At 58.2% G+C, this 16,462-nt stretch carries 14 protein-coding genes and 1 riboswitch; of the genes, 3 read left to right on the top strand and 11 right to left on the bottom strand.

Features of this window, described 5'->3' with window-relative positions; translation table 11 throughout:
* Positions 1-18: 18 nt before the first annotated feature.
* Genes glyS through ACR0E2_RS01135 form a run of 3 tightly spaced genes read right to left on the bottom strand, consistent with a single transcriptional unit; the run spans position 19 to position 4,082 of the window.
* The gene (gene glyS, locus ACR0E2_RS01145; protein ID WP_480444795.1) at positions 19-2,334 is read right to left on the bottom strand and encodes a glycine--tRNA ligase subunit beta; all 2,316 of its coding nucleotides are present in this window, start codon (positions 2,332-2,334) and stop codon (positions 19-21) included.
* Between the two features lie 9 nt (positions 2,335-2,343).
* Positions 2,344-3,552 carry a sodium/glutamate symporter gene (gltS, locus tag ACR0E2_RS01140; RefSeq protein ID WP_171639697.1) on the bottom strand — a complete coding sequence of 403 codons (1,209 nt, stop codon included), beginning with the start codon at positions 3,550-3,552 and terminating at the stop codon, positions 2,344-2,346.
* An 8-nt stretch (positions 3,553-3,560) separates the two neighbouring features.
* Complete coding sequence (locus ACR0E2_RS01135; protein WP_171170622.1) at positions 3,561-4,082, bottom strand: DUF6446 family protein; 522 nt, start codon at positions 4,080-4,082, stop codon at positions 3,561-3,563.
* A 78-nt stretch (positions 4,083-4,160) separates the two neighbouring features.
* On the opposite strand from ACR0E2_RS01135, the gene ACR0E2_RS01130 reads away from it, so the two are divergent.
* On the top strand, positions 4,161-4,793 hold the full coding sequence (locus ACR0E2_RS01130) for a MarC family protein (RefSeq protein ID WP_480444794.1): 633 nt from the start codon (positions 4,161-4,163) through the stop codon (positions 4,791-4,793).
* Between the two features lie 8 nt (positions 4,794-4,801).
* On the opposite strand, the gene ACR0E2_RS01125 is transcribed toward ACR0E2_RS01130, so the two are convergent.
* Entirely contained in the window at positions 4,802-5,731 is a 930-nt protein-coding gene (locus ACR0E2_RS01125; RefSeq protein WP_480444793.1) for a glycine--tRNA ligase subunit alpha, read from the bottom strand.
* 206 nt (positions 5,732-5,937) lie between these two features.
* On the opposite strand from ACR0E2_RS01125, the gene ACR0E2_RS01120 reads away from it, so the two are divergent.
* On the top strand, positions 5,938-7,677 hold the full coding sequence (locus tag ACR0E2_RS01120; RefSeq protein ID WP_480444791.1) for a serine protease: 1,740 nt from the start codon (positions 5,938-5,940) through the stop codon (positions 7,675-7,677).
* Positions 7,678-7,729: 52 nt separating this feature from the next.
* Here ACR0E2_RS01120 and ACR0E2_RS01115 read toward each other — a convergent pair whose 3' ends face one another.
* The 5 genes from ACR0E2_RS01115 to metZ form a co-directional block, all read right to left on the bottom strand.
* Positions 7,730-9,304, bottom strand: coding sequence for a thiamine pyrophosphate-binding protein (locus tag ACR0E2_RS01115; RefSeq protein ID WP_480444790.1), 1,575 nt, complete (start codon positions 9,302-9,304; stop codon positions 7,730-7,732).
* Complete coding sequence (locus tag ACR0E2_RS01110) at positions 9,304-10,752, bottom strand: TrkH family potassium uptake protein (protein WP_152457609.1); 1,449 nt, start codon at positions 10,750-10,752, stop codon at positions 9,304-9,306. The genes ACR0E2_RS01115 and ACR0E2_RS01110 overlap by 1 nt, the downstream gene beginning before the upstream one ends.
* Positions 10,753-10,804: 52 nt before the next feature.
* Complete coding sequence (locus tag ACR0E2_RS01105; RefSeq protein ID WP_480444789.1) at positions 10,805-11,797, bottom strand: hypothetical protein; 993 nt, start codon at positions 11,795-11,797, stop codon at positions 10,805-10,807.
* 64 nt (positions 11,798-11,861) lie between these two features.
* On the bottom strand, positions 11,862-12,965 hold the full coding sequence (folE2, locus tag ACR0E2_RS01100) for a GTP cyclohydrolase FolE2 (RefSeq protein WP_480444788.1): 1,104 nt from the start codon (positions 12,963-12,965) through the stop codon (positions 11,862-11,864).
* A gap of 232 nt (positions 12,966-13,197) precedes the next feature.
* Positions 13,198-14,403: an O-succinylhomoserine sulfhydrylase gene (gene metZ, locus ACR0E2_RS01095; protein ID WP_480444786.1), complete on the bottom strand. Its 1,206-nt coding sequence runs from the start codon at positions 14,401-14,403 to the stop codon at positions 13,198-13,200.
* 62 nt (positions 14,404-14,465) lie between these two features.
* Positions 14,466-14,543: riboswitch (SAM riboswitch) on the bottom strand.
* Positions 14,544-14,665: 122 nt separating this feature from the next.
* Between metZ and ACR0E2_RS01090 the strand changes: the two genes are divergently transcribed.
* Positions 14,666-15,364 (top strand): glutathione S-transferase N-terminal domain-containing protein, encoded by a 699-nt coding sequence (locus ACR0E2_RS01090; RefSeq protein WP_480444784.1) that lies wholly within the window; start codon positions 14,666-14,668, stop codon positions 15,362-15,364.
* Between the two features lie 69 nt (positions 15,365-15,433).
* Here the strand turns inward: ACR0E2_RS01090 and ACR0E2_RS01085 are convergent, their stop codons facing one another.
* Complete coding sequence (locus ACR0E2_RS01085) at positions 15,434-15,820, bottom strand: hypothetical protein (RefSeq protein WP_171119571.1); 387 nt, start codon at positions 15,818-15,820, stop codon at positions 15,434-15,436.
* Between the two features lie 225 nt (positions 15,821-16,045).
* Positions 16,046-16,438 (bottom strand): OB-fold nucleic acid binding domain-containing protein, encoded by a 393-nt coding sequence (locus ACR0E2_RS01080; RefSeq protein WP_152459842.1) that lies wholly within the window; start codon positions 16,436-16,438, stop codon positions 16,046-16,048.
* Positions 16,439-16,462: the final 24 nt, after the last annotated feature.

The following is a 16,462-nucleotide window of genomic DNA, read 5'->3' as shown; positions in this document are numbered from 1 at the left end:
CACTGCGTGCCCGATGTTTTAACCTTCGATCCGCGACAGATCGGCCACGCTGGAACAAACCTGCCTGATCTGACTGAGCAGGTTCAACCGGTTACGACGGATCACGTCATTGTCGGTGTTGACCTGTACGTCCTCAAAGAACGCATCCACCGGCCCGCGCAGCGCGGCCATGGCCGCCATTGCAGTTGGGAAGTCTTCGGATTTCAAGGCAACGTCAATCTGCGTCTGCGCCCCGTCCAAAGCCGCGAAAAGCGCCTTCTCGCTGTCGGTCTCAGCGAATTTCACATCCGCACCGTAAGAGTATTCCACGCCGTCCTTTTCCTCGGCCTGGGTCAGGATGTTGTTGGCCCGCTTGAACCCCTGCACGAGGTTCTCGCCATCTTCAGTCGCGATCACTGCATTCAGGGCGCGGGCGCGTTTGACCAGCAGGTTGAGGTCGTCATTCCCCTCCATCGCGATGCAGGCATCGATGATGTCGTGGCGGATGCCTTCGTCGCGGAGGAAGACCTTGAGACGGTCGTGGAAGAAGGAGAGGAGGTCATCGCGCATTGGTACGAACTCCCCGCGCCAATCGATTCCGCTTCTTTGATTGACCCAAACTCCCGCTATTTCGTTTATGGATTCGAGAACAACAGATTCCCTGGCACTTGGGCCTGCTGCAATTGCAGCTTTCACTAATGCAACTTTGTCCTCGGCTGTTGCTCCGATGAACTCCCTTATTTCCTCGGAAACTTCTTGGCCACGTTCGAAGTCTTGCCACATCTCATTGGCAATGGCTTTTTTCAACTCTGCGTACCTGGGCTGTCGAACTTCTTCGAAACCATTTTCGATTTGATCTGTTAAAGAGAGGCTGAAACCATTCTCCAGCACCAACCGAATAACCCCCAATGCCGCACGACGCAGAGCAAACGGGTCTTTCGAGCCAGTCGGCTTCTCATCAATCGCCCAGAACCCGGTCAGCGTGTCCAGCTTGTCAGCCAGCGCCACGGCGACCGACAGAGGTGCCGCAGGCACATCATCCGACGGCCCCAGCGGCGAGTAATGTTCCTGCGCAACAGCAGCCACCGCGGAATCCTCGCCGGCGGCTTCGATGTAATACCGCCCCATGAGCCCCTGAAGTTCGGGAAATTCATAGACCATCTCTGAACTCAGATCGGCCTTGGCCAGGCGCGCGGCCTTCTCGGCCTGATCCGGGTCGGCGCCGGTTACGGGGGCCAGTTCGCGGGCCAGCGCGGCGATGCGCTCGATCCGCTGGGCCTGGGTGCCCAGCTTGTTGTGGAAGGTCACGTTCTCCAGCGCGCGGGTCCATTGGGTGATGTCCGCTTTGGCAATGCGCAGGTCGTTTTCCCAAAAAAATTTGGCATCGGCCAGACGCGCCGACAGCACCTTTTGGTTGCCGGCCAGAATGGTCGCGCCGTTGTCGGTGGTCTCGCGATTGGCGACGGTGATGAAACGCTCGATCCGACCGGTCTTGGGGTTCTTCACCGAAAAGAACTTCTGATGCTCTTTCATCGAGGTCTGCAACACCTCGGGCGGCAATTCGAGGAATTCCTCGTCGATTTTCCCCATCAACACCACAGGCCATTCCACCAGCCCGGCAACCTCGGCCAACAGCCCCTTGTCTTCGACGATTTCCAGACCGGCGGCAAAAGCCATGTTCTGCGCATCATTCCAGATGTGTTCGGCACGTTCATCCTGTGACAGCAAAACGAATGCGCGTTTCAGCTTGGCGGCATAGTCCTCGAAAGACGTAACCGGGAACCGGTTGGGGGCCATGAAACGATGACCGACCGTGGTGTCACCGGAGCGGATGCCATCGACCTGCATCGGAACAACCTGCGCCCCGGAGTCATCGGACAAGATGCACAGAATGGAATGCAACGGGCGCACCCACCGCAGACTGCCACTGCCCCAACGCATGGATTTGGGCCATGGGAAATTGCGAATGGTAGCTTCCAGCACTTCGGCAATGATCTCGGCGGCCGGGCGGCCCGGTTTCTCGATGGTGGCGAAATAGACAGCGCCCTTGGGTGTCTCACGCTCTTCCAGTTGGTCGCGGGTCAGGCCCGCGCCCCGCAGGAACCCTTCGATCGCCTTGTCCGGCGCGCCAACCTTGGGCCCTTTGCGCTCTTCCCGGATTGTCGGGCTTTGCGCCAGCAGACCTTCCACCGCCAGTGTCAGGCGGCGCGGTGTGGTCAGTGCGGCCGCGTTTGAATAGGTCAAACCGGCCTCGACCAGGCCATCGGTAATCCGCTTTTTCAGATCCTCACCGGCACGGGTTTGCATCCGCGCAGGAATTTCTTCGGAAAACAGTTCGATCAGCAGGTCGGGCATAGTCGGTCCTTAGAAGTTCACAATCGTCTGAATGACGATGGCATTGGCGATATCCACAAAGAAGGCGGATACAAGGGGCAGCACGATAAAGGCAATAGGCGACGGCCCATATCGCTTGGTTACTGCCGTCATATTTGCAATCGCCGTGGGTGTGGCGCCCAGGGCAAAGCCTCCGAAGCCCGCTGCCAGCACCGCTCCGCGATAATTCGAGCCCATCAGGGGAAACAGTACCCAAATCACGAAGACGACCGTAAACACCGTTTGCGCCGTCATGATCACGGCAATTGCCACACCCAGTTCCGCGATGGTCCACAACTGCAAGCTCATCAGTGACATTGCCAGAAAGGCACCAAGCGCAAATTCAGACAGCAATGCCAGCGACGGTGTCCGTGCAACCGGCGGCGCGGTCGGAGCGATGGCCGCTCGGACATTCGAAATCACGATGCCCATGATCAGACAGGGCACAAACAGCGGCAGTTTCAGCCCAGCGGCCGAAATCGCCTCGCCCAGCGCATAGCCCAGAATAATCGCAAGGTTCAGATGCAGCAGCACGCGCATGATTGTCACATGGTCAATTTCGGTGGCCGCGGTCGTTTCTTCCGGCAGTCCGACCGTATGTTCTTCGTCAGGTCGGTCCGGCGACAGGCCTCGTGTTTCCACCAGAAGACGGGCGATGGGGCCACCCACCAGCGCAGCAAGCACCAGTCCGAGCGTCGCCACGGCAACGCCAAGTTCGGTTGCACCGTCCAGACCCGTTGCGCTGGCAACTTCGGGTGCCCATGCGATTGCGGTTCCGTGTCCACCAATCAAAGCGGCCGAACCGAACAGAACGCCTGCTTGCGCCGGATAGCCAAACAAGGAAGCCCCTGCCGCGCCGATAACGTTCTGCGCAACAATCGTGACAAGCGTCAAAATCAGGAGGATCAACAAAGGCTTACCACCGGCAATCAAGTCAGAAAGCCGCGCGTTCAGTCCGATCCCGGCAAAGAACAGAACCAGCAGAGCGTCCCGGGTCTGCAACTCGAATGACAGCTCAACATTGGCAAAGAGATACAGAAGCAAAACCACGAGCGAAGCCAAAAGGCCGCCCGTGACCGGTTCAGGAATATTGAACTGCCTCAGAACTGCGACTTTGCCGTTGATCCGGGCACCCAACAAATACACCGCAAACCCCAGAGTTGCAGTAATGAAGTCCGGGATCAAAACGGCGTCAGCCATGGTTTTCCTCAGTTTTCAGGGCGTTTCGGGCACTCCTCACCCACCACCGTACCGTCATAGGCTTTTTCACCGCAGTTGTTCAACGCGTGCCAGACATATCCCTTGCCATCCCTGGTAATCGCCACGATCCGGTCGACGCCGAAATGGATGTTCTTCTCACTCAAAAACGCCTGCGCCTGCCCCGATTTCAGTGCATCGCCCAGCGAAACGGCGTCGTAACAGTCAAACCAACCCGGCGCGGTCAAGGGTTCTGGGTTTTCAACAGCAATAAATCCGGCCATCTGATCCGGCTTCAGATCCGTTTCAAAACAGCCTCGGTAGCGGATCGGAGAACTGTCTGCATCGATCGCCTGAAAGTCCGAATAGGTGATTGGGACAGGCGCATCGCTTTGGTCCGTCATCAGGACCACGTCCTGGCCGGGCTGCGGTTCGACCTCATAGTAGAAACCGTAAATCTGCAAATAATACATTCCGGCCCCGGCCACCAAGGCCGACAACAACAGAACAATTGCCAGCAGTTTTCCCGTCATGTTTCAGGCTGCCTCTTTCAAGTTCTTGTAAAATAGGACAGGTTTCGTCCGGGTACAGGCATCAATGAGGTCAACACCATGGAATCCACGCTTGCTGTCGGTTTTTTCGGCGCATTGTTTGCCATCATGAACCCGGTTTCCAACCTGCCGGTGTTTCTGAGCGTCACTCAGGATCTGCCTGCCGCCGACCAGCGCAAGATTGCGGTGAAGACGGTGATCTATTGCCTGATCCTTGGCGGTGCCTTTGCGCTGGTCGGAAGTCAGGCGCTTGGCCTTTTTGGCATCAGCGTCAATCACTTGCGCGTCGCCGGCGGCCTGGTCGTCATGATGATCGGCCTCAACATGCTGAACGGAAACGAAAGCACCTCTCATCATGGAACAAAAGGAGAGAAGGAAGCTTACCCCGAAACCGATACGGTGGCCTTTTACCCGCTGGCCTTTCCCATTCTTGTGGGCCCCGGCACGATAACCACCCTGATCCTGTACGCACATCAGGTTAAAACTGCGGTTGAGACCTTTGTTTTTACAGGAGTATTTCTCGTCGTGCTCGGCCTGCTTCTGATCACGTTCTGGAACGCCGCCTGGCTGGCTGAACGCCTGTCCAGCAACGCGCGCGTGATCATGAGCCGCTTCATGGGTATGATCCTTGCCGCCATTGCCGTCAGCATGATCGCAGACGGGCTCAAGGCGCTTTTGCCCGGGCTGGCCTGATTGCCTCATCAGGCCTGAAACCCGGCGGCCTCGGTGTGTACGAACGCATCCGCACATTGTTTGGCCAACGCCCGGACGCGCCCGATATAGGCCTGCCGTTCGGTCACCGAGATCACGCCGCGCGCGTCCAGCAGGTTGAAGATGTGACTGGCCTTGATGCATTGATCATAGGCCGGGTGCGCCATGATGATGCGTTTGCCCGTCTTCGGGTCCACATGCTCTTGGCTCAGAATGGCGGCGCACTCGGCCTCGGCCTCTTCGAAGTGGCGCAGAAGAACCTCGGTGTTTGCCACGTCAAAGTTCCAGCGGGCGTACTCCTCTTCGGTCTGCTTGAAGATATCGCCATAAGTCAAAGGACTGGGCGACTGGGGGTCATTGAACGGCATGTCCATCACGTGATCGATGCCCAGCACATACATGGCCAGACGCTCAAGCCCATAGGTCAGTTCACCTGATACCGGCGCGCAGTCATGGCCGCCAACCTGTTGGAAATAGGTGAACTGGCTGACTTCCATTCCGTCACACCAGACTTCCCAACCCAGACCCCAAGCGCCGAGCGTCGGGCTTTCCCAGTCATCTTCGACAAAACGGATGTCGTGCAGATCCATGTCGATGCCGATCGCCTCGAGGCTTCCCAGATACAGCTCCTGCAAATCCGGTGGGCTGGGTTTGATCAGCACCTGGTACTGATAATAGTGCTGCAACCTGTTCGGGTTTTCACCGTAACGCCCATCCGTCGGGCGGCGTGACGGCTGAACGTAAGCCGCAGCCCAGGCTTTCGAGCCAAGCGCGCGCAGGGTGGTCGCGGGATGGAACGTTCCGGCCCCGACTTCCATGTCATAGGGCTGTAGAATGGCACAGCCTTTAGACGCCCAATAGGTCTGAAGCCGCAGGATGATCTCCTGAAATGAACGCGGTGCGCTGGTCGGTTCGGTCATGGCATTCCCTTTGGGCGCCTTTGCGCCCGGTTCCGGTCGGTTTTGCCCTTCCTATGCAAGGGGCAAAGGGGCGTCAACGGGGCTTGGCGCCAAGCCTGTATCTGCGGTGCCACACTGGAAATTCCCCGCATTCGCGGCATGGCGTTTCGCAAATGAATTCGCGTATTCTGCGCCAAAGCACGAACACTGCATAAAACGGGCAGACTATGACACGCGTATTTTCAGCAATCCTATTGTTTCTTCTGGTCGGCCTGCGCGCCGCAACCGCACAACAAGATCCCGGCGTTTGGGTCCAGGTCGAGGCCCAGCCATCACTGCGCGAAGCGCAGGAACGGGCACAGGCCTATGCCAGTGCTTTGCCGGACGTGAACGGGTTTCGCCTGAACAGCGGCTGGTACGCGATCGTGATCGGCCCCTATGCGCGGACCGACGCCGAACAGGTGCTGCGCGTCTATCGGGCCGAAGGCCAGATCCCGCGCGACAGCTACATCGCGTTTTCCAGCGCGATGGGGCAACAGTTCTGGCCCATCGGGGCAAACGTTCTGAACCGTGGCACCGTCGCGGCACCAATTGAACAAGCGGCACAACCGGAAGAGGCTCCGGCAGTCGCCACACCACAGGATTCGGATGAAACCCGTGCGCAGGCGCTTCAGTCCGAACGTCTATTGACCGCGCAGGAACGCAAGGATCTGCAAACGGCTCTGCGCGCGGCGGGGTTTTACAACTCGACCATTGATGGTGCGTTCGGGCAAGGCACCCGCCGTTCGATGAGCGATTGGCAGCGCTATAACGGGTTTGACGCCACGGGTGTTCTGACGACGTTGCAGCGCAAGGCCCTGATGGATGACTACAACGCGCCGCTGATCTCTGTCGGAATGGAGCGGTATTCCGACGACAAGGCCGGGATCGTGCTCGACATGCCTCTGGGCGCTGTCAGCCTTGATCGCTATGAGGCCCCCTTCGCACATTTCAAAAGCACCTCTGACCTGAACGCCAAGGCGCTGCTGATCAGCCAGGAGGGGGACAAGAACACGCTCCGCGCGCTTTACGAGGTGATGCAATCGCTTGAGATCGTTCCGCTGAATGGCCCTCGTGAATTGGGCCGTGACCGGTTTACCCTTGAAGGACGCGGCAACGGCAAAGTGTCCGTTACGCAAGCGCAATTGGCCGATGGAAAAATCAAGGGCTTCACCCTTGTCTGGCCCGAAGGAGACGAGGCACGTCGCCTGCGAGTTCTGTCAGCGATGACATCCAGCTTCAGCACGACGGATGCGGTTCTGGATGCTGCCGCCGGTGCATCCGCAGAACAGCGCATCGATCTGGTGTCGGGCCTTCAGGTCCGCAAACCCCGGCTGACGCGCTCTGGCTTTTTCGCGGATGAGAACGGGACAGTACTGACGGTTTCCGAGGCCGCGGACAGCTGCACGCGGATCACGCTGGATGGTGATCAAGAGGTTCAACTGGCCCTGACGGACCCTGAACTCGGCGTGGCAGTCCTGCGCCCTGCAAAGACACTCGCCCCCATGAGCGTCGCTGCGTTCAGTGCCGCCAAGCCGCGCATCAAGTCAGAGGTGGCCGTGTCCGGCTTTTCCTATCAGGGCGCGTTGGGTGGCCCCACCCTGACCTACGGGCAGGTCGCGGACGTTCGAGGACTGAACGGTGAGACCGGCGTCAAGCGTCTGGCGCTGAACGCTCAACCCGGCGATGCGGGTGGCCCCGTCTTCAATGACAGCGGCAACGTCGTCGGAATGTTGTTGCCCACACCGTCCAAAGGGCGCACCCTGCCCGCTTCGGTCAGCCTTGCGGCCACCGTTGATCGGTTGACCGAAATTCTTGCAGAGGCCGGAGTGTCCGGTCAATCGAGCGAAGAAACCATACAGATATCACCCAATGAGTTGAACCGGCGCGCAACCGGCATGACGGTTCTGGTTCACTGCTGGGATTGATCCGACAGCACCTCAACAAAAAAGCGCCGCATGAAAGTGCGGCGCTTTTTCGTTACAGAATATCAGGTGTCACGTGGATAAAGGTCGGCACAGGCGCATCGAATGCGGCCCTTACTGCACTTTGCATCTCTGCCACATTCGAAGGCGCCGAGGAGCGCGCACCAAAGGCTTCGGCAAGTTTGCAGAAATCGGGATTATGCGCCATGACCGCGTTGGGCGCGATCTGGCTGCGCACCATACTGTCCTCGATTTCCTTCAGTTTGCCATTGTCCCATAGAATGATCGGAAGCGACAATCCCAACTCAACCGCCACGCCCAGTTCCTGCATCGTGTAATGGAACCCGTAATCCCCGGCGATTACCGCCGTGGGTTTGCCGCGCCGGGCAACCGCCCCGCCAATACTGGCGGGCAACCCATAGCCAAGAGTGCCAAACCCCGTCGGATGATGCCAGTGATGAGGATAGGCCATGTCCCATACCTCTTTGGCGACATAGGCAAACTGCGTCATGTCCGAATAGATCATGGTGTCGGCCGGCATGGCAGCGCGCAAAGCATCCGCGATCGGCACGATTCCGGGCCGCTCTGCATCCACCTCGGCACGCCAGCGGACGCGCATCTCGGCGACTTCCTCGGGTGACCAGCCTGTTGCTGGTTTCATGTCCTGGGTTGCGTGCCACAAGGCGCGGGCAAAGCTCTGGCTGTCGACTTGCAGCTTGATGGCGGCGCGATGGCGATCGGAATGAACTTCGGGGTCGAGGTCGACGCGTATCAAGGTCGCCTTGTGCCCCAAATCCTGCCGCCACAAATCGACCTCGCCCAGCTCGGCCCCCACCGCAACGACCAGATCCGCCGACGCGATTACCTCGGCGCTGCCGGGACGTGGCAACATGGACCCGAAGTCCAGCGGATAATTTGCGCCCGGCAGCCCGCGCCCGGCATAAGTGGTAAAACAGGCCGCCCCCAGCTGTGTCAAAATCTGACGCCAATCATTCGACCTGCATCCGCCACCTAGGATGAACAGCGGCCTGCGGGCAAGGTTCAACATGGACACGACCGATGACACGTCAGGCGGCAAGGCTTTGGTGCGCAGCGCAGGCTGGTTGGGGAACGGCGCGGAGTCGGCCTCGGCCTGCAACTGCGCGATGGGCACCTGAATGTGCTTGGGGCGCGGGCGAGAAAGCTCGAATTCTTCAAACGCCCGTTCTATCAGCCCATAGGCAGCTTCGGCGGAGTTGGCCTGTACGGACCAATCCGCAACCGTACCGGCGGCAGCACGTTGATCTTTCATCTGGTGCAACTGACCCCGGACAGCCTGCGTTTCATCCAGACAAGAGGACAGAATCAGCATCGGAACCGAGTCGCTGTAGGCCTGTCCGATCGGGGTCATGATGTTGCACAAACCGGGGCCGGTGATCACATAGGCGACGCCGGGGCGACCGGTTGCGCGCGCGTAACCATCAGCCATGAATCCGGCCCCCTGCTCGTGCCGGGCCAGAACATGCGTGATGCCGGCCTCTTCGATACCACGATACATTTCCTGGTTGTGGACGCCCGGTATACCGAAAATCACATCCACGCCACGATCCTTGAGCATATGCGAGATTTGCGCGCCAAGGGGTCTTTTCATCAGCCTCTCCAGAATTGAACGGTGAAGATTGCGTATACCGCTAAAAGCTCGAGCCGCCCGACCAGCATTCCAGTTGTAAGCAGCCATTTGGCCGTATCGTTGAGACCAGCAAAATTACCCGCCGGTCCGATCTGATCGCCGAGACCCGGTCCAACGTTCGCCAGCGCTGTCGCGGCCCCGGAAACGGATGTAATGAAATCCAGACCTGTCAGTGCCAACGCCCAAGACAACACCCCCATCGACAAAACGAAAAACATGAAAAAGCTCATCACCGATGTCAGAACGTCCCGTCCGACCGGCCTTCCATCATAGAGCGGCATGAACACGCCATGCGGGGACCGGATCCGTTTGATCTGGCTTTTGATTGAGGCGAACAGCAACTGATAGCGAAAAACCTTGATCGAGCACGCAGTCGACCCCGCGCATCCACCGATCAATCCGATCAGGAAAAACAGCATGATCGGAAAGCTGCCCCAACCCATGTAATCGACACTGGCATATCCTGTCCCCGAGATGATCGAGGTGATGTTGAACAGTGACTCGCGGAACGCCTGTTCCCAATGATGCGGAAAGACCGAGGTCAGAAAGACTGACATGATGACAACCAGAACCAGAATGGTCGCCAGAAATGCCCGGATTTGACTGTCTTTCCATAACGACGCCGTATGACCATTGGCCAACTGGACATAGCGCACAAAGGGAAGAGCAGCCAGTATCATGAAGACGGATGCAGCATATTCGGCCGGGCCTGAAAATGTTCCAAACGAGGCATCATAGTTCGAAAAACCGCCCGTGGACACCGTCGTGAAAGCATGCACTAACGCGTCGAAAAAGCTCATCCCAAACGCGGCATAGACCAGCACGCACACAAGAGTCAGGAAGACGTAGATCAGGGAAATCTGCCCCGCAATCTCCTGCGCGCGAGGCAGAATTTTTCCCATGGTCTCAAACCCTTCCGAGCGGAAGATTTGCATGCCACCAACCCGCAATTCGGGCAGGAATACCATCGCGACGACGATGATACCGATGCCTCCCAGCCATTGCAGGATACCGCGCCACAACAAAAGGCCCTTTGGCAGCGTGTCCAACCCTGATATCACGGTCGAACCGGTCGTCGTAAGGCCTGACATCGCCTCAAAATAGGCATCGACAAAACGCAGCTCGGTTTCACCGAACAGAAACGGGATTGCACCAAACACCGGCAGCGCGACCCACACGCCGGTTGTCAGCAAAAAGGTCTGCCGGATGGTCAGCCCCTCGCCCACACCGTTCGAGCAACTCATCGCCAGGACGGATCCGGTCAGCATTGTGATTATCGCGCTTTCCAGGAACACATTCCATTCGCCGCGACCTTCGATAATGTCCGCGAGCATAGGAAACAGCATGGTCGCCCCAAGAATGGCGACCAGCAAGCCAATCACATATCCGACCGGGCGAAGATCCATCATAACGCGCAGCGTTGGCGCGCCAGCCCGACCGTGTCAAGCAGATGATCCCGGTTTACGTGTCTGTTTTGGTATCTGCCCCCGGCATTGCGGGCGGTTTTGACGGCGGTCGCGTTTTGCGCGCCTGCGGTTTTGATTGTTCTGCCGATGCCGCAGGTTTTGACTGCGCGGCAGCGGGCGCCGGCTTCTGACGTTCTGCTTTGGGCGCAAGGGGCGCGGTTTTTGCTCGGGTCAAAACGGTTTGTTCAATAGGCTTTGCGGCTTTGGCACGCGCAGCAGGTGCCTTGGTCGCAGAAGCCGCCGGTCTGGTACGAGGTTTTTTTGCCGGGGCCGACTCGCCAGAGGAAGGCGTGGTTGCAGTCGCGTTCCGCGCAGCCGGTTTGGCGTTTTTTGCAACAGCTGCGGCCGGTTTCGGTTCTGTTTTTGGCTTCGGCGCCGGTTTGGGTGCTGGTCTTGGTGCGGGCTTTGCTATCGCCGCAGGTTCAGCCTTTGGCGTGACGGCGGCGCGCGGCTTCGCGGAAAACTCCGCAGGTTTGGGCTCAGGTTTACCGGCGGTGACCTTCGTTACGGTTTTTTTCACTGCTGCGGTCTTTTTGACGGCAGATTTTTGCACACGCGGCGCAGTGGCTTTTGCCTTGACCGTCGTCTTTACCACCGTCTTTTCCGGGGACGCCGCAGCCACGTGCAACGCCTGCACAGGAGCCATCGGCAATTCGAACGCTGAACGGGCCACGATCTGCATGATCTTCATCTGGTTGACCATTGCGTAGCCAGCCATGCGAATTGCCGCAGCTTGAAACTCCAGCGGTTGGGTAATCGGATTCATTACATGCTTCTCCTGTAATAACGATGCAGCCCAAATGTGATGGATGAAACGCCTTGCCCTCTTCGATTTCTCGAACAGTGGTCGCGGTCTTGCAGTCCAAGGCGTCTCACGTCTCGGCATCCTTTTCGGGGCGGCCAGCCAATCAAATGGCAAGCATCCAGCTGCTGCATTCACGATAGATATATAACAAACGACTGCGCAAATGCAGCATTTTTGCTGCATTGCGGCAAAAGAACGCCTACCGCCGCAATCTCTGATTAAATCCTAATCGCTTACACAGCGGTATTCACCCAACGTGAAACAAAGTGTTGAACAGTCTTGGATCCAAGCTGGATGCCGCAAAGGTTGGGCCTTCGGTCAGAATCGACACAGCGTCGTGGCTATGCAGGCTTTCCTGATGGCTGGCTATTATCCGGAAATCACCAACATGATGATCTGCCAACAATTCAGCGCAGAACAAGCGCGCCGCATCTTCGACAAAAATCGGATTGGCTGCGTTCAACTCGGCGAAAGCCTGTTCGTCTTCACGTTTGACCATGACCTGAGTTTCGGTCGGCACCGCGCGTCGGCACAACCCGATCAGGTCTTCAAACCAAAGACAATCGGCATCGCAATCCACCACCACGGAAATCCGCGCGACGGATCGCTGCGAATGCGGTGTTGCCAGTTGTCCCCGCGTGGCACGGGCATGTTCGCTCAACTCCAGAGAGCACGGGCAAGTCGAGGAGTAGACATAGTCCAGATGCATGATCTTCTGGCGCACACCGCCCGACTCCACCAGTTCCAGAGCGATGTCGTAATATTGATATCCTTCCAGACCTGATCTCAGGCTTTTGATCTTGTCGGGGTAAGAAAACCGCATTTGGATACGAGCGTCAAAGCTGTCCAGATCGGTCATATAGTCGTCAAGCGCCGCCTGCATCACTTCGAAGCTGAATGTACGCTCGGCATGTTTGTAAAAAGACCGCATGATCCGGGACATGTTGATGCCCTTTTTCTCGGCCTCAAGGCTGACAGTGCCCGTAACAGACGTCTCAAGCGTCAGGTCTTCCCCATCTTTTCGATGGAAACGGATCGGCAGGCGAAAGTTCGAGATGCCAACATGCTGAATCTGTTGCTTGGCACCCCGGATCAAGCTGGACGGGCCGTTTTGCAAGTCGGGCAAAGACGCGCGGTAATTCGCGTCAACCGAGAAACCCTCCGGGTACGCGCGCGAAAGCGAAGGATAGTTCACCTGCGTCAGGCCGGGCACCAGCTGCGCAATAGCCGGATCCAGCTGGGTGATCTCGGATGCCGTCGCAGATTCCGCCCATTGCCGCAGAACTTTCAGGGCCTCGGCGGCTTTTTCCTGATCCGGGGTCTCATCAATGTCGCGCGGGTGGATGTTCATCGGCTGCGGTTCCTCGATTGGTCGTAGAAATATATACGACTGCAGGTGATTTACCAGTTTAACCCAATACGCAGGCAATAGCAGTCCGGATTGAAAAAACCGGCGCAAAACCGTCATTCTGCAACGAAATACGCCTTTCGCAGACACAAAGGCCAGGCTTCAACCGCGAACACCACCCGGAAAGACGCCGCGTTCACAGATAACGCGACGACCCCTAGTGGTAAGAGGCTTGTCACTGTGCTGCTGTTTGCTTCTGCGAAGCCTCCAATGCCTGCTGGATGTCTGCCAGCAGGTCTCCGGCGTCTTCCAGGCCAACGGAAAAACGGATCAGGCCCGGCGTAATGCCCAGCTCGTCCTTCTGCGCATCGCTCAGACGCTGGTGCGTTGTGGTCGCCGGGTGCGTCGCGATCGACTTGGCATCGCCCAGATTGTTCGAGATCACAGGAATGGTCAGCGCATTCAGGAAAGCAAAGGCCGCGTCCTTGCCGCCCTTGACATCCAAGGACAATACAGTCCCGCCCTTTCCGCCAAGTTGCGATTGAACCAGAGCATTTTGCGCGTGGGTCTTCAAACCGGGGTAAAGGGTGCGCGCCAGCGCCGGGTGCCCTTCCAGCGCCTCTGCGATCCGTTGTGCACTGTCGGCCTGCGCATTGACGCGCAGCGCCATGGTTTCCAGACCTTTGAGCATGACCCATGCATTGAACGGGCTGAGCGCACCGCCGGTATGCTTCAGATACGGCTCGACGGTTCCACGGATGAAATCCCTGGTGCCGATGATGACGCCGCCCAGCGCACGGCCCTGTCCGTCAATATGCTTGGTCGCCGAATAAACGACCACATCCGCGCCCTGTTCTATCGCGCGCGAAAAGACGGGCGTCGAAAACACGTTGTCCACCACCACAATCGCCCCGACGGCGTGGGCCAACTTGGACACGGATGCGATGTCGATCACTTCAAGAGTCGGGTTTGACATCGACTCGAAGAAGACCGCCTTGGTGTCCGGGCGGATCGCTGCCTGCCATTGCTCCAGATCGGTGCCGTCCACAAAAGTCACCTCGACGCCAAAACGGGTCAGGATGTTTTCCAGAATGTACAGGCAGGACCCGAACAGTGCCCTTGCTGAAACAACATGGTCCCCGGCCTTCAGCATCGAGGTCAGCGCACCGTTCACCGCCGCCATGCCCGAGGCCGTCGCGAACGCATCCTCGCCACCTTCAAGGGCCGCGATACGCTGTTCGAACATAGACACGGTCGGGTTGCCATAGCGGGCATAGATGAACTCATCAGGGCCGCATTCCAGAAACCGGGCTTCGGCCTGTTCGGCAGTTTCGTACACAAAGCCCTGCGTCAGGAAAATCGCCTCGCTCACCTCGTTGTACTGACTGCGGCGGACACCGCCATGGACGGCTTGGGTGCGTTTGTTCCAGTTCTCGCTCATCTCATTCCCTTTCAGCCTCCGGCGGAGGCAAACAAAAAACCCCAGACGCGGCCAAGCGAAAGGGGTCTTTCATCCTGACCTTTTAGCGGTGTTGTTTAGCGTGGCCCGCAATCCGGTAACAAATCGCCACGAAGCTTCAGGATCGCAATACGCCTCGGGCGGTTTGCGGTCAAGCCCGGCCTGCATTTTGGTCACGCTTTCGTAAGCGGCCCTTGCCGAACCGGCAGAAACCCGCATGATCCCTTCAACATCAGGAGAACACATGGCCGACCCGATTGATCTGTACTTCTGGCCCACACCGAACGGCTGGAAAGTGTCCATCGCCCTGGAAGAGATGGAGCTGCCCTACACCACGCATCTGGTCAATATCGGAAAGGGCGATCAGTTCGACCCGCAGTTCCTGAAGATCGCCCCGAACAACCGGATGCCCGCAATCGTGGACCCTGACGGGCCGGATGGTGCACCGATCTCGGTTTTTGAAAGCGGGGCAATTCTGATGTATCTGGCCCGCAAGACCGGGCGGTTCTATGGCAAGACCGAGCGTGATCGGATCGCCGTCGAAGAATGGCTGATGTGGCAGATGGGCGGCCTTGGGCCGATGGCCGGTCAGGCGCATCACTTCCTGAAATACGCCCCGCAACTGAACCCGCCACAGGACCTGCCCTATGCCAAAGATCGTTACCGGGCCGAGGTCGGTCGTCTGTACGGGGTGCTCGACAGACGGCTGGCCGAGAACGAATACGTTGCCGGAAATTTCTATTCGATTGCAGACATGTCGATCTGGGGCTGGGCCAGCCTGTGGGAAGGGCAGCAGCAAGTGCTGGAGGACAAACCCCACTTTGCGCGCTGGCTGAAGACCGTCGGCGCCCGCCCCGGTGTTCAGGCCGGGCGCGCTCTGCACGCAGAGCTACGAGGAGACAATCGTGACAAACAGGCGCAGGAGGTCTTGTTCAAACGATGACTGCGTTGAAAACCCGTTTGGATTGATGCGGATCATCAGCCCTGTCCGCCCTGGCCACGGCTGGTTCGGCTAGCGAAACTTGAATTCGGGTTCCGCCGGGAAAGGCATCGGGGTGTTCCTCCAAGCACCACTGCGCAGCGCGGCAGGATTTCTGTGGTCAACGCGCATCCGGGGCGTCAGGACAAAAGCCGCTTGCTTCTTCCCATCCGTTTCCCGCACCAAGCGTGTCATCTCTTTGCGCTTTAGACGCTGCAATTCCGAGAGGTATTTTTGGGTGTTCCCAAGGTGTCTGCGCTCGAAAGAGTGGGCACTCAATGCTTCCTCGATCATTCTGGCGGTATGCACGTATCCTTTTGAACGCGTATGCTCCAACAGCTCGCCAAGGCGACCGGCAATCTGGCTCTCATCCAGCTGGACGGTTTTTTCGAACGATCCATTTCGTGTTACTTCGGGCATCTGAACTGACTCTGAGAAGATGTTGAGTAGCGTGCCGTCGCGCCTACGTTCAGACACAGGCCGACGCATAGAGATGCCCGCAGTACTAACACGGCATCAAAGAGTCGACCGGCCAATGCCGAATTGGCGGAAAAGCGCCTTTGACCCAGCGTGATATGCGGAAACTTACCGACATTCATCAGCGCACAGGTCTTGCTGTGCGCAAGGCGGCAAGGCAGCCGCTCGCTATTGTCCGTCACGGCAGGCCGCCCCTGCGCCCTGCACCAGCATATCCAGCATCCCCGAAATATCCTCGATTTCTTCCGCAATCACATGGGTCACTGAATGCGCCCGCTGCATCCGGCCCGTCACCTTCAGCAAACGCCCCGAAATCACCGCACGGCGGAACCGTTCGTAGATTTTGCGCCAGACCACCACATTCACGATCCCGGTCTCATCTTCAAGCGTCAGAAAGATCACGCCCTTGGCCGTCCCCGGCCTCTGCCGCAGGATCACAAGCCCGGCCACAGCCACGCGCGCGCCCTCGGGTGGGGAATCCAGTTGGCTGGAAGGTAGGCAGGACGGCGGGCGCGGCCAATCCCGGTTTGAAACCACAGGGCGAATGGGTGTAACAAGCATAAGAACAAAAATAGAACAAAACAC

The sequence above is a fragment of the Ruegeria sp. A4 genome, from assembly GCF_056543025.1.
This window is presented reverse-complemented; position numbering and strand designations above follow the sequence as displayed.